Annotated in this window: 12 protein-coding genes; 8 read left to right on the top strand and 4 right to left on the bottom strand. The window is 71.5% G+C overall.

Translation table 11 applies throughout. The features are described from left to right. Positions 1–178 precede the first annotated feature (178 nt). The 7 genes from F0U47_RS18445 (at position 179) to secA (ending at position 9,681) form a co-directional block, all read left to right on the top strand. Positions 179–1,345 (top strand): N-acetylmuramoyl-L-alanine amidase, encoded by a 1,167-nt coding sequence (locus tag F0U47_RS18445; protein ID WP_149751947.1) that lies wholly within the window; start codon positions 179–181, stop codon positions 1,343–1,345. A 20-nt stretch (positions 1,346–1,365) separates the two neighbouring features. Then, complete coding sequence (gene metG, locus F0U47_RS18440; RefSeq protein WP_149751946.1) at positions 1,366–3,168, top strand: methionine--tRNA ligase; 1,803 nt, start codon at positions 1,366–1,368, stop codon at positions 3,166–3,168. 58 nt (positions 3,169–3,226) lie between these two features. Then, entirely contained in the window at positions 3,227–3,841 is a 615-nt protein-coding gene (locus tag F0U47_RS18435) for a LysE family translocator (RefSeq protein WP_149751945.1), read from the top strand. Between the two features lie 123 nt (positions 3,842–3,964). Then, positions 3,965–4,870, top strand: a complete 906-nt coding sequence (locus F0U47_RS18430; RefSeq protein WP_149751944.1) for a GNAT family N-acetyltransferase — start codon at positions 3,965–3,967, stop codon at positions 4,868–4,870. Positions 4,871–4,904: 34 nt separating this feature from the next. Next, positions 4,905–6,269: a bifunctional folylpolyglutamate synthase/dihydrofolate synthase gene (locus F0U47_RS18425; protein ID WP_149751943.1), complete on the top strand. Its 1,365-nt coding sequence runs from the start codon at positions 4,905–4,907 to the stop codon at positions 6,267–6,269. After that, positions 6,266–6,646 (top strand): DUF4233 domain-containing protein, encoded by a 381-nt coding sequence (locus tag F0U47_RS18420; protein ID WP_149751942.1) that lies wholly within the window; start codon positions 6,266–6,268, stop codon positions 6,644–6,646. The genes F0U47_RS18425 and F0U47_RS18420 overlap by 4 nt, the downstream gene beginning before the upstream one ends. 110 nt (positions 6,647–6,756) lie before the next feature. Further along, positions 6,757–9,681, top strand: a complete 2,925-nt coding sequence (secA, locus tag F0U47_RS18415; RefSeq protein WP_149751941.1) for a preprotein translocase subunit SecA — start codon at positions 6,757–6,759, stop codon at positions 9,679–9,681. Positions 9,682–9,685: 4 nt separating this feature from the next. Here secA and F0U47_RS18410 read toward each other — a convergent pair whose 3' ends face one another. Together F0U47_RS18410 and F0U47_RS18405 are read right to left on the bottom strand one after the other, a co-directional pair. Beyond that, positions 9,686–10,192, bottom strand: coding sequence for an Rv3235 family protein (locus F0U47_RS18410; RefSeq protein ID WP_149751940.1), 507 nt, complete (start codon positions 10,190–10,192; stop codon positions 9,686–9,688). Positions 10,193–10,233: 41 nt separating this feature from the next. Continuing rightward, positions 10,234–10,869: a LysM peptidoglycan-binding domain-containing protein gene (locus tag F0U47_RS18405; protein ID WP_149751939.1), complete on the bottom strand. Its 636-nt coding sequence runs from the start codon at positions 10,867–10,869 to the stop codon at positions 10,234–10,236. 99 nt (positions 10,870–10,968) lie between these two features. Here F0U47_RS18405 and F0U47_RS18400 point away from each other — a divergent pair, with 99 nt between their 5' ends. Then, positions 10,969–11,505, top strand: coding sequence for a hypothetical protein (locus F0U47_RS18400; RefSeq protein ID WP_149751938.1), 537 nt, complete (start codon positions 10,969–10,971; stop codon positions 11,503–11,505). A 35-nt stretch (positions 11,506–11,540) separates the two neighbouring features. Here F0U47_RS18400 and F0U47_RS18395 read toward each other — a convergent pair whose 3' ends face one another. Then, entirely contained in the window at positions 11,541–11,882 is a 342-nt protein-coding gene (locus tag F0U47_RS18395) for a sec-independent translocase (protein WP_149751937.1), read from the bottom strand. 33 nt (positions 11,883–11,915) lie between these two features. Continuing rightward, positions 11,916–13,091 carry an Mrp/NBP35 family ATP-binding protein gene (locus tag F0U47_RS18390; protein WP_149751936.1) on the bottom strand — a complete coding sequence of 392 codons (1,176 nt, stop codon included), beginning with the start codon at positions 13,089–13,091 and terminating at the stop codon, positions 11,916–11,918. Between the last annotated feature and the right edge of the window lie 28 nt (positions 13,092–13,119).

The raw sequence follows: 13,119 nt of genomic DNA, 5'->3' as shown, positions 1-13,119 counted from the left end.
GGTGAATCTGTCTCTTGGCCGATGAAGCTTCGTACGCCCAGCGCGAGTTTCACCGGCCGGCCGGTGAAACTGTCTCCCCGGTCAGCCCCGCCAGTCGACCGCACCTCACCGGTCTAGACACGCGAGGGATCCCCGGGTTGCCCGGGAACCGGCGCCGGATGTCGCATGCTGAACTCCCATGGGGATCTCGGACCTGGCTATCGGACGTCGTGACGTGACCCGCCTGGCGACGGCGGCTACCGCCTCCGTCGCGTGGGTCTCCGCGACCGGACCTGCGGCTGCCGGCCGTCGTCGCAGGCTGCACCCGCTGCCGGAGGGAGTGGACGCGCTCGACCTGCCCCTGGCCACCCTGCCGGGCGTCGCTCGTCGGGGCGGAGGGCTGCGGACACCCGTCATCGAGACCACCCGGTTCACCGTGCTGGGCGCGACCTGGCGGCGCGGCGACGGCGGGGTGCGGGCGCGCTGGCGTCAGGAGTCCGGCGGCTGGACCGACTGGCGCCGGCTGCCGCGCCTCACCCACGGGCCCGACCCCGACTCGGAGGAGGCGGCGGACGCGTCTGCGGCGACCGACCTGGTGTGGGTAGGGCCCAGCGACGCGGTCCAGGTCGAGCTGACGGGCGACCAGCGCGACCCGGTGCTGGCGCTGCTCCGGCCGCGCCGGCTCCCCGCCGACGCGCTGGCGGACCTCGAGCCGCCCGAGGACGACGCGGAGCTCGCCCGGGAGGAGGGAGGAGTGCCGATGCCCGGCCTCTTCTATCGCAAGGCGTGGAGCCCGAACCCGCGGCTGCGCAGCGGCCGGCCGGAGTACAACCGGCGGATCCGGCAGGTCCACGTCCACCACACCGTCAGCGGCAACGACTACGAGCGGGCCGACGTGCCGGGCATGATCCGCGCGATGTACCGCTACCACACCCAGAGCCTCGGCTGGTCCGACATCGGCTACAACTTCCTCGTCGACCGGTTCGGCCGGCTGTGGGAGGGCCGTGCCGGTGGCCCCCGGCGGGCTGTGCGCGGCGCGCACACCCTCGGGTTCAACCACGCGTCGGTCGGCGTCGCCGCGATCGGCAACCTCCAGGAGGGACGGGTCGGCAAGCCGATGATCCGGGCGCTCGTGCGGGTAGCGTCGTGGAAGCTCGACATGTACGGCGGCCGCCCCCGTCGTACGGTCTGGATCCGGTCGACCGGCAGCGACAGGTTCGCCGCCGGCCAGCTGGTGGAGCTGCCCACCATCGACGGCCACCGCGACACCAACGACACCGCCTGCCCCGGCCGTCACCTGTACGACGCCCTCCCGGCGGTCCGGCGCCGCACGGCCCGCCGGATGCGGGAGTTCCGCGTCGGGTGAGCCCCCCTAGGATTCGACCCATGAGTCGAGTCCTGTCCGCCGTCGCCTGGCCGTACGCCAACGGCCCGCGCCACATCGGCCACGTGGCCGGTTTCGGCGTGCCCTCCGACGTGTTCTCGCGCTACATGCGGATGGCCGGGCACGACGTCCTCATGGTCTCGGGGTCCGACGAGCACGGCACGCCGATCCTGATCGCCGCCGACGAGGCCGGGATGACCCCGCAGGAGCTGGCGGACCAGAACCACCGGCTGATCGCGGAGGACTTCGTCGCGCTGGGGCTCACCTACGACCTCTACACACGGACGACGACCCGCAACCACCACGCGGTCGTCCAGCAGCTGTTCCTCGGTGTCTACGAGAACGGCTACTTCCTGGAGGAGACGACGTTCGGAGCGATCTCGCCGTCGACCGGCCGCACGCTGCCGGACCGCTACATCGAGGGCACCTGCCCGATCTGCGGCTACGACGGCGCGCGCGGCGACCAGTGCGACAACTGCGGCAACCAGCTCGACCCGCAGGACCTCAAGAACCCCCGCAGCCGGATCAACGGCGAGACGCCGGAGTTCGTCGAGACCCAGCACTTCTTCCTCGACCTGCCCGCCCTCGCCGACGCGCTGGGCGAGTGGCTCGACCAGCGCGAGGCGACCGGCCTCTGGCGGCCCAACGTGATCCGGTTCTCCAAGAACATCCTCGAGGAGATCCGCCCGCGGGCGATGACCCGCGACATCGACTGGGGCATCGCCGTGCCGCTCGACGGCTGGCGCGACAACCCGACGAAGAAGCTCTACGTCTGGTTCGACGCCGTCATCGGCTACCTGTCGGCGTCGATCGAGTGGGCGCGGCGCCTCGGCGAACCGGACCGTTGGCGGGAGTGGTGGAACGACCCGGAGGCGCTGTCCTACTACTTCATGGGCAAGGACAACATCACCTTCCACAGCCAGATCTGGCCGGCCGAGCTGTTGGCCTACCGCGGCCAGGGGAGCAAGGGCGGCAGCCCGGGCACGTACGGCGAGCTCAACCTGCCCACCGAGGTCGTCAGCTCGGAGTTCCTCACCATGGAGGGCAAGAAGTTCTCGTCCTCGAAGAAGGTCGTGATCTACGTGCGCGACCTGCTGAGCCGCTACCAGGCCGACGCGTTCCGCTACTTCGTCGCCGCTGCCGGCCCGGAGAACCAGGACAGCGACTTCACGTGGGCCGAGTTCGTGCGTCGTACCAACGACGAGCTGGTCGCCGGCTGGGGCAACCTGGTCAACCGGACCGCCACCCTGATCCACAAGAACTTCGGGGAGATCCCCGCAGCCGGCCCGCTCACCGAGGCCGACGAGGCCGTGCTCGCGGCGAGCGAGGCGGCGTTCGGCATCGTCGGCGACCTGATCGGCCGCAACCGGATGCGCCAGGCGATCGGCGAGGCGATGCGGGCGGTCGGCGAGGTCAACAAGTACGTCTCCGATCACGAGCCGTGGAAGCTCGCGAAGAGCACAGACGACGATGAGCGGGAACGGCTCGCGACGATCCTGCACGTCGCGGCGCAGTGCGTCGCCGACCTCAACCTGGTGCTGTCGCCGTTCCTGCCGTTCTCGGCCAACGCGGTCGACGCGGCGCTCGGCGGGACCGGTGCGGTCGCGCCGATGCCGCGGATCGAGGAGGCGGAGGACCTCGACGGCGGTGCGCCGTACCCGATCATCACGGGGGAGTACTCCGGCTTCCCGGAGTGGCGACGCCACCCGATCGCGCCCGGCACCCCCGTCGGCAAGCCGAGCCCGGTCTTCACCAAGCTCGACCCCGCGCTCGTCGACGAGGAGCTCGCCCGCCTCGAGGCGTAGGACGAGCACGCCGCGCACCGGCCGATGAGTTCGCGCCGCGTGGCTAGTCTTACGCGGCATGACCCTCGCCTTCCTCCTCACCTCGCTGGTGATCGTGGCGACGCCCGGTACGGGTGCGCTCTACACGATCGCGGCCGGTCTCACCCGCGGGGCGCGGGCGAGCGTCCTGGCGGCGTTCGCGTGCACGCTGGGCACGGTGCCGCACCTGCTGGCCGCGGTGACCGGCCTCGCCGCGCTGCTGCACGCCAGCGGGGTCGCGTTCGCCGTGATCAAGTACGCCGGCGTCGCCTACCTCCTCTACATGGCCTGGGCCACCTGGCGGGACCGGGGCGCGCTGTCGGTCGAGGAGGGCGTCGAGGACCAGCGCCGCTCGTTCTGGAGCGTGCTCGGAGCCGGCATCACGCTCAACCTGCTCAACCCCAAGCTGACGATCTTCTTCTTCGCCTTCCTCCCGCAGTTCGTCCCGGCGGGCGACGGAGCGGTGCCGGCGATGCTCGCCCTGAGCACGGTGTTCATGGTGATGACCTTCGTCGTGTTCGCGGCCTACGGCGTCTTCGCTGCCGCCGTGCGCGACCACGTCCTGCGGCGGCCGCGGGTCCTCGACGCCGTCCGGAAGACCTTCGCCGCGACGTTCGCGCTGCTGGCGGGACGGCTCGCGTTCGAGTCCCGCTGACCTCGAGGTGGCGCGGGCCTGGCGACCGGTGCGGAGTTCGGACGGTCTGCGCAGACACGAACCGTGCGGCGTCGCCGACGGAAATCGGTTGAGGGTGCTGCGCGGCACTGGGATCGTCAGGCCATGGGCAACGGATTCCGGGTGACGTTCTTCGACGACGCACGCGCGTTCCTCGACCGTGCCGCCGAGCGGCTCGCGAAGGACCCGGTGACGGCGACCGTGGTCGCCACGATGGCCGAGCGCGCCGCCGCGGCGGCGGACCGGGGCGTCGACCCCGTAGCGAGCTCGCCCTTCTTCTGGTTCGCGGTGGTGGAGGATGAGGCAGGCGCGATCGCCGGCGTCGCGATGCGCACGGCGCCGTTCGCGCCGTACCCGCCCTACCTGCTGGCGATGCCGGACGGCGCCGCGCTCGCGCTCGCGGATGCGCTCGTGGACCGGGGCGAGGAGATCGGCGGCGTCAACGGTGCGCTGCCCTCGACGACGGTCTTCGCCGACCGGGTCGCGGAGAGGGCCGGAGGCGGGGTCGCGGTGACCATGCACACCCGCCTCTTCGAGCTCGGCACACTCGTGGAGCCGCGGCCCGCCCGCGGCCGGCTGCGCCCGGCGTACGACGAAGAGCTGCCGCTCGCCGTCGAGTGGTTCCGGCAGTTCCACATCGACGCCGACGAGCAGGCCGGGCACGAGGGCCACGCCGACCGCGGGGAGAGCACCTCGGCGGACGACATCCGCGAGCGGATCCGGCAGGGCCGGGTGTGGATGTGGGTCGACGACGGCGACACCCCGGTCCACCTCACCGCGGCCAACCCGCCGGCGTACGGCGTTGCGCGGATCGGTCCGGTGTTCACCCCGAAGGAGCACCGCGGCCAGGGCTACGCCAGCGCGGCCGTGGCCGGGGTCTCCCGGCACCTCCTCGCGGAGGGCAGCCGGGTCACGCTGTTCACCGACCAGGCCAACCCGACCTCCAACGGCATCTACACCGCGCTCGGTTTCGAGCCGGTCGTCGACATGGTGGAGCTCACGATCCGCTAGGGACGCGTCGGCGGGCCTAGACTCGGCCCTCGCCATGACCGAGACCCCTGACAGCGCACCCCGTGCCGCCGAGACGTTCGCCGAGGCCGAGGACGCCCTCCTCAGCCGCTGGCCCGAGACCCGGCTCGAGCCCTCGCTCGACCGGATCCGCGCGTTCACCGAGCTGCTCGGCGATCCGCAGCGCACCTACCGCTCGATCCACCTAACCGGCACCAACGGCAAGACGTCGACCGCCCGGATGGTCGACACGCTGCTGCGCGCCCACGACCTGCGCACGGGACGGTTCACCAGTCCCCACGTGGAGCGGATGAACGAGCGGATCAGCGTCGACGGGGAGCCGCTCGACGACGAGGCGTTCGTGCGGGCGTTCAACGACGTGGCGCCGTACACCCACCTGGTGGACGCCTCCGAGGCCCACCCGCTGTCGTTCTTCGAGACCGTTGTCGGGATGGCGTACGCCGCGTTCGCCGACGCACCTGTCGACGTCGCCGTGGTCGAGGTCGGCATGGGCGGCTCGTGGGACGCGACCAACGTGATCGACGCGGACGTCGCCGTCGTCACGCCGATCGCCCTCGACCACGCCAGCTACCTCGGCACGACGGCTGCCGCGATCGCGCAGGAGAAGGCCGGGATCATCAAGGCCGGGTCGGTCGCGGTCCTGGCGCAGCAGACGGCCGAGGTCGCCGAGGTGCTGCTCCGCCGGGCGGCGGAGGTCGGCGCGACCGTGGTCCGCGAAGGCATGGAGTTCGACGTCGTGACCCGGGTGCCGGCGGTCGGCGGCCAGTCGGTGACGATCCGCGGCCTCCGGGGGCAGTACGACGAGCTGTTCCTGCCGCTCTACGGCGCCCACCAGGCACAGAACGCCGCGACCGCTCTCGCCGCCGTCGAGTCGCTCATCGGCGACCAGCCGCTCGCGGACGAGGTCGTGCGCCAGGCCTTTGCCGAGTCGACCTCGCCCGGCCGGCTCGAGATCGTGCGCCGCAGCCCCACCATCGTGCTCGACGCCGCCCACAACCCGGCGGGGGCCGAGGCGACCGCGGCGGCGCTCGAGGACTCGTTCCGGTTCGACCCGCTGATCGGCGTCATCGGGGTGATGGGCGACAAGGACGCCGAGGGGCTGCTGGCCGCGTTCGAGCCGCACCTCGCCCACGTCGTGGTCACCCAGAACTCCACCGACCGGGCGATGCCCGCCGACCAGCTCGCGGACACCGCGGTCGGGGTCTTCGGGGAGGACCGGGTCACCGTCATGCCCCGGCTGTCCGACGCCCTCGACCACGCGGCGTGGCTGGCCGAGGCCGGCGCCGGTGCCGGTGACCCGCTGGGCTCCGGCGCGGTCCTGGTCACCGGGTCGGTCGTCACCGTCGGTGAGGCCCGGTCACTGCTCGGGGGCCGCAGATGACCTCGCCGCGGCGCTCCCTGTGCGCGATGGTCCTCTGCGTCGAGGCGATCGTCCTCGGGCTGACGACGCCGGTGATGATCGCCGTCGCGGACGTGTCGACGGGCACCGCGCTGGCGGTCGGGCTCGGCCTCGCCGCCGGCTGCCTCGTCGTCGCGGGCCTGCTCCGGGCCGAGTGGGGCTACTGGCTCGGGCACCTGGTCCAGGTCGCGGCCGTCGGGCTCGGGTTCGTCATCCCGCTGATGTTCGTCCTCGGGCTCGTCCTCGCCGCGCTGTGGGTCGCCGCCTTCGCCGTCGGTCGCAAGATCGAGCGTGACCGGGCGGCTTACGCCGCGTCCGCGGAGAACGGCGCCGAGCACGAATCGGCCCCCGGGGCCTAAGTCCGCGGCGTCGCACGCTGCGCACCGCTCAGGACGCACGCTGAGCGTCGCTCGCTTGCACGACGCCGCGGACTTAGGCCCCGTAACGCCTGCTGGGTACAGTTGCGGCCGTGCCAGTGATCATCGACAAGCTCCTCCGCATCGGCGAAGGCAAGATCCTTCGCCAGCTCGAGTCGATCGCCAAGGCGGTCAACGCGATCGAGGACGACTTCGTGGCGATGTCCGACGACGAGCTGCGCGGGATGACCGACGAGTTCCGCAAGCGGCTCGACAACGGGGAGACCCTCGACGACCTCATGCCGGAGGCCTTCGCGACCGTCCGCGAGGCGGCGAAGCGGGTCATCGGCCAGCGGCACTACGACGTCCAGATCATGGGCGGCGCGGCCCTCCACATGGGCAACATCGCCGAGATGAAGACCGGTGAGGGCAAGACGCTGGTGGCCACGCTGCCGTCGTACCTCAACGCCCTCGCGGGCAAGGGCGTCCACGTCGTCACCGTCAACGACTACCTGGCGAAGTACCACGCCGAGTGGATGGGCCGCATCCACCACTTCCTCGGTCTGACGACCGGAGTGATCCTCCCGCAGATGCGTCCGGCGGCGCGACGCGAGGCCTACAACTGCGACATCACCTACGGCACCAACAACGAGCTCGGCTTCGACTACCTCCGCGACAACATGGCGGGGTCGATCGAGGACTGCGTCCAGCGCGGCCACAACTTCGCGATCGTCGACGAGGTCGACTCGATCCTCATCGACGAGGCGCGGACCCCGCTCATCATCAGCGGCCCGACGCAGGACGAGGTGAAGTGGTACGGCGAGTTCGCCAAGATCGCCCAGAAGCTGACGCGCGACACCGACTACGAGGTCGACGAGAAGAAGCGCACCATCTCGGTCCTCGAGCCCGGGATCACGAAGGTCGAGGACCACCTCGGCATCGAGAACCTCTACGAGTCCGCGAACACCCCGCTCATCTCGTTCCTGCACAACTCGATCAAGGCCAAGGAGCTGTTCCGCAACGACAAGGAGTACGTCGTCATGAACGGCGAGGTGCTCATCGTCGACGAGCACACCGGCCGCATGCTGGCCGGTCGCCGCTACAACGACGGCCTCCACCAGGCGATCGAGGCCAAGGAGGGCGTGAAGGTCCGCGAGGAGTACCAGACGCTCGCGACCGTCACCCTCCAGAACTACTTCCGCCTCTACGAGAAGCTCTCCGGCATGACCGGCACGGCGCTGACCGAGGCCTCGGAGTTCGACAAGATCTACGGCCTCGGCGTGGTCCCGATCCCGACCAACAAGCCGATGATCCGCATGGACCAGCCCGACCTCGTCTACCGCACGGAAGAGGCGAAGTACGCCGCGGTCGTCGACGACATCGTCGAGCGCCACGAGAAGGGCCAGCCGGTCCTGGTGGGCACGGTGTCGGTCGAGAAGTCGGAGTACCTCCACCAGGAGCTCACCAAGCGCGGCGTCCCGCACTCCGTCCTCAACGCGAAGGTCCACGCCGACGAGGCGAAGATCGTCGCCCTCGCCGGCCACAAGGGCGCAGTCACCGTTGCGACCAACATGGCCGGCCGCGGCACCGACATCATGCTCGGCGGCTCCGTCGAGTTCCTCGCCGACCAGGAGCTCCGCAAGCAGGGCCTCGAGCCCACCGGCGAGACCGCTGACGAGTACGACGCCGCCTGGCCCGCCATGGTCGAGCGGATCAAGACCGAGGTCGCTGCCGAGCACGACGAGGTCCGCGAGCTCGGCGGCCTCTACGTGATCGGCACCGAGCGCCACGAGTCGCGCCGCATCGACAACCAGCTGCGTGGTCGCTCGGGCCGTCAGGGAGACCCCGGCGAGTCCCGCTTCTACCTGTCGCTGCAGGACGAGCTCATGCGGCTCTTCAAGTCCGACTGGGTCGACCGCGTGCTCGTCATGCTGAAGATCCCGGACGACGTCCCGATCGAGAACAAGCGGGTCACCAACGCCATCGCCAACGCCCAGGGCCAGGTCGAGTCGCAGAACTTCGAGTCCCGCAAGAACGTCCTCAAGTACGACGACGTGATGGACCGCCAGCGCAAGGTGATCTACGGCGAGCGCCGTGAGGTGCTCGAGGGCGTCAACCTCGAGCAGCAGATCCGCACCTTCATCGACGACGTCGTCACCGGCTTCGTCCAGGGCTCGCTCGACCAGTTCTCCGAGGAGTGGGACCTCGAGCAGCTGTGGACCGACCTCAAGCAGATCTGGCCGGTCTCGCTCGACCTCGAGGAGACCCGGCAGGAGATCGGCGCCCACGCCGTGCTGCACAAGGACGACCTCATCGAGCGGCTCAAGGCCGACGCCCACGCGGCCTACGACCGGCGCGAGGAGGAGGTCGGCGAGGAGGTCATGCGCGAGCTCGAGCGCCGCGTGCTGCTCTCCGTCCTCGACCGCAAGTGGCGCGAGCACCTCTACGAGATGGACTACCTCCGCGAGGGCATCTACCTCCGCGCCTACTCGCAGCGCGACCCGCTGGTGGAGTACCAGCGCGAGGGCTACGACATGTTCGCGGCGATGATGGACGGCATCAAGGAGGAGACGGTCGGCTTCCTCTTCAACCTCGAGGTCCAGGTCGAGGAGGACGAGCCGGAGTTCCACTACCACGCCGACGGGAGCCGCCACGAGGGCCCGATGCACGAGGGCGCCCTCGCCGAGCCGCCGGTCGGCGTCGGTGCGGAGGGACCCGGCCTCGGCCAGATCTCGGCCGCGCTCCGCGCCTCCGGCGACGAGGAGGAGCCGATGCGCCGGGAGCTCCCGTCGCAGCAGGCTCCGCAGATCCGCGCCAAGGGCCTGGAGACGCCGAAGCAGCCGCAGTTCCTGTCCTACTCGGCGCCCAGCGACGTGACCGGCGAGCCCGAGGTCCGCGGCGGCACCGTGTCCAACGCGGACGACGAGTTCGGCGAGGTCGGCCGCAACCAGCTGTGCCCCTGTGGCTCGGGCAAGAAGTACAAGCGCTGCCACGGCGCCCCGGGTGGCCCCACCGGGCTCACCGCGCGGGTCAGCTGAGCGTCTAGGAGAAGTCGAGGGCCGAGCAGACCCAGCGCTGCTCGATCCGCTCGAAGCGAGCGGCCAGCGCACGGGACCGCTCGCCGTACCTCACGTGCACGGCGACCTCGACGGCGTCCGGCCGAACGAAGCAGGTGTGGACGCTCAGCACCCGCGGGCGGACGGGCTGGACCCGGGCGAGCCCCGGCTGGTGGCCGCCGGCACGGGCGACCAGCAGGGCCCGGCGGCGCAGGTCGTCGTAGACCTCGGGCACCGTCCACCGGAGGAGCTGGGACGCCGGCCGGTCGCCGCCGACGATCTCGACCGCGGCCTGGACGAAGCGACGCGTCCATTCCTCGACGACGGCCCGCTGACGCTGGTCGATCGCCACCACCGTGGCGCCGGCGGACGCCGCGCCGTGGGCGGCGGGAGGCTCGCTGCGGGGCAGCATGGCGAGCGCGAGCGTGCCCTGGGTCGCGGCGACCGGGACGGGCAGGCGGACGCCCATGAGCGGGTGCAGGGTAGTGGTCATCGTGTCCTCCTCGAGCGGACGCTGGTGACGGGTGGGTGGGTTCAGCCGGCCGGGGGCAGCTCCAGCAGCTGGCCGGGCAGGATCAGGTCCGGGTCGGGGCCGATGACGGCGGCGTTGCGCTCGTAGATCCGGTGCCAGTAGTCGACGACGTCGGCGTCGGTGGCCCGCGGCCCGAGCCGGCCCGCCGCGATCGCCCACAACGAGTCGCCGGGGCGGACGCGCACCCGGCCGGCGGGCTCACCGTCGCTGTGCGGGGGAGTGGCGGTGCTCGTCGCGCGGTCCGGCAGTGGTAGTCCTGCGAGCGAGTGCGGCGCGACCGGCCGGCTGTCGTCGGCCGAGGCGGGCACCGCCGGCCCGGTCAGGACCACGGCGCCGCAGGCGGACAGCAGGAGGAGCCGCGCCCGTCCGGGGTGGCGTACGGCGACCCGGCCGCCCGTCCGCAGCACGCCCACCACCACGTCGGTGGTGAGCAGCCACAGCCAGGCAGCGGCAGCAACGGTCGCCACCGCGCAGCCCGCGACGAGGACCTCGGCGAACTCCGCGTCCGTGCGCAGGGCGCCGGGGATCGCGGCGAGCGTAGGGAGGGCGGTCCAGCCGATCCCGCCCCCGGCGACCGTCGCGGCTCCCCAGACCGCCACGCTGCGGACCCGACGCAGGTCACCTGTCACACCGACCACCCCGAGAACCATCAGTTTGCTGCGTTTGCTTCAGTCTGGATACGTTCAGCGCGGGCGTCAACATGCTTTCCACAGGGCCGATGTGATGGGGTGGGCAGCATGAGTTGGGAGGACGAGCTCTTCGCGCTTTTCGACGACCTCGAGGGCCAGGCCGGTGCGCTCGCGGCCGCCGAGAGGGGCGCCGAGCACGCCGACCGCAGCCGCGCGGAGTACCAGACCGTCACCCTCGCCAGCCGTCTCATGGCTTCCGTCGGCTCCGAGCTCACGGTGGGGGTCGCCGGGGTCGGCCCGGTGACCGGCACCGTCGACCGGGTGGCCGCCGACTGGGTCCTGCTCTCGGCCGGTCAGCACGACTGGGTGATCACTGCCGAGGCGGTCAGGACCGTCGAGGGAGCCTCGGTGCGGTCCATCCCCGAGGTCGCCTGGTCGCCCCTCACCCGGTTGGGTCTCGGCTCCGCGCTGCGGCGGATCGCCGAGGCCGGCGAGCGCTGCCTGCTGCACCTGCGCGACGGGTCGCGCCACGAGGGTACCTTGCGCCGGGTCGGCGCGGACTTCTGCGAGCTGGTCGAGGGCGACGACCGGCGGATGATCCTGGTGCCGTTCGGCGCTCTCGCCGCCGCCCAGTCCCGCGCCTAAGGCTGCCTGGACTTGACGGAGCTGCCGACCCGGATCTACGTCGCCTCGAGGTCGTACGGCGGGCGCTCGCCCGCCTCGAGCACCCGGCGGTCGGGTGCCTGCTTTCCGCCCGGCACGTCATCGTCGTCGTCCTCGGCGAGCGCGTCGGCGATGTGCTTGCGGACGAGGACGCGGGGGTCGAGGTCGCGGAGCTCGAGGTCGGCGTACTCGGGACCGAGCTCCGACCGCAGCTCGTCGCGGGTGTTGTTGGCGAAGCTCCGGAGCTTGCGGGCCATCTGGCCGGCCTGCTTCGCGAGGTCGGGCAGTCGGTCGGGGCCGAAGACGAGCACGGCGAGGAACGCGATGACGACGAGCTCACCGAATCCGATCCCGAACATGGCCTGCGCCCGCCGCCCGCGCCCGCTACCCGGTCAGAACTTGCTGGTCGGGGTCAGGCCGAGCTGGAGACCGGCGAGGCCGCGGCTGCGACCGTCGAGCCGGTCGGCGATGGCGGTGAGCGAGGCAGCAGCCGGCGCGGACGGGTCGGCCTCGACGATCGGCTTGCCGACGTCGCCGCCCTCGCGCAGCGTGGTGTCGAGCGGGACCTGCCCGAGCATGGGCACGTCGTAGCCGAACCGCTGGGAGAGCGTCGCCGCGACCCGGTCGCCACCGCCGGTGCCGAAGATGTCGAACCGGTGGTCCTTGCCCTCGGCGGCACAGTGCGGACAGGCGAGGTAGCTCATGTTCTCCACGACGCCGACGACGCGCTGGTGCATCATCGAGGCCATCGTGCCGGCGCGCTCGGCGACCTCGGCGGCCGCCTCCTGCGGCGTGGTCACGACGACCACCTCGGCGCTGGGGAGGTGCTGGCCCAGCGAGATCGCGATGTCGCCGGTGCCCGGCGGCAGGTCGAGGAGCAGGACGTCGAGGTCGCCCCAGTAGACGTCGGACAGCATCTGCACGAGCGCCCGGTCGAGCATCGGGCCGCGCCAGGCGATGACCTGGTCGCGGCGGGGCTTGAGCATGCCGACCGAGATGACGGAGATGCCGCTAGCCGTCGGGACCGGCATGATCAGGTCCTCGACCTGGGTCGGCCGGGCGTCTGCCACGCCGAGCATCGCGGGCACCGAGTGACCGTAGATGTCGGCGTCGACGATGCCGACCTTGCGGCCGGCCTTGGCGAGCGCGACGGCCAGGTTGACGGTGACCGAGGACTTGCCGACGCCGCCCTTGCCGCTGGCGATCGCGAACACCTTGGTGAGCGACCCGGGCTGGGCGAACTGGATCTCCCGCTGCGCCTGGCCGCCACGGAGCTGCTCGTGGAGCGTGCCGCGCTGCTCGGACGTCATCACGCCGAGGTCGAGGTCGACCCGGGTGACGCCTGACAGGGCGCTGACCGCGGCCGTGACGTCGCGGTTGATGGTGTCCTTGAGCGGGCAGCCGGCGACGGTGAGGAGGACGCGCACCTTCACGACGCCGTCGTCCTCGACAGCAACGGTGTCGACCATGCCGAGATCGGTGATGGGTCGCTTGATCTCGGGGTCGTTGACGGTCGCGAGAGCGGCCTGGACCTGCTCCAGCGTGGGGAGGGACTGCGTCGTACTCATCGGCACGAGTCTACGGAGCGGGGAAGGC

It is taken from the genome of Nocardioides antri, from assembly GCF_008373765.1.
Lineage (GTDB): Bacteria > Actinomycetota > Actinomycetes > Propionibacteriales > Nocardioidaceae > Nocardioides > Nocardioides antri.
This window is presented reverse-complemented; position numbering and strand designations above follow the sequence as displayed.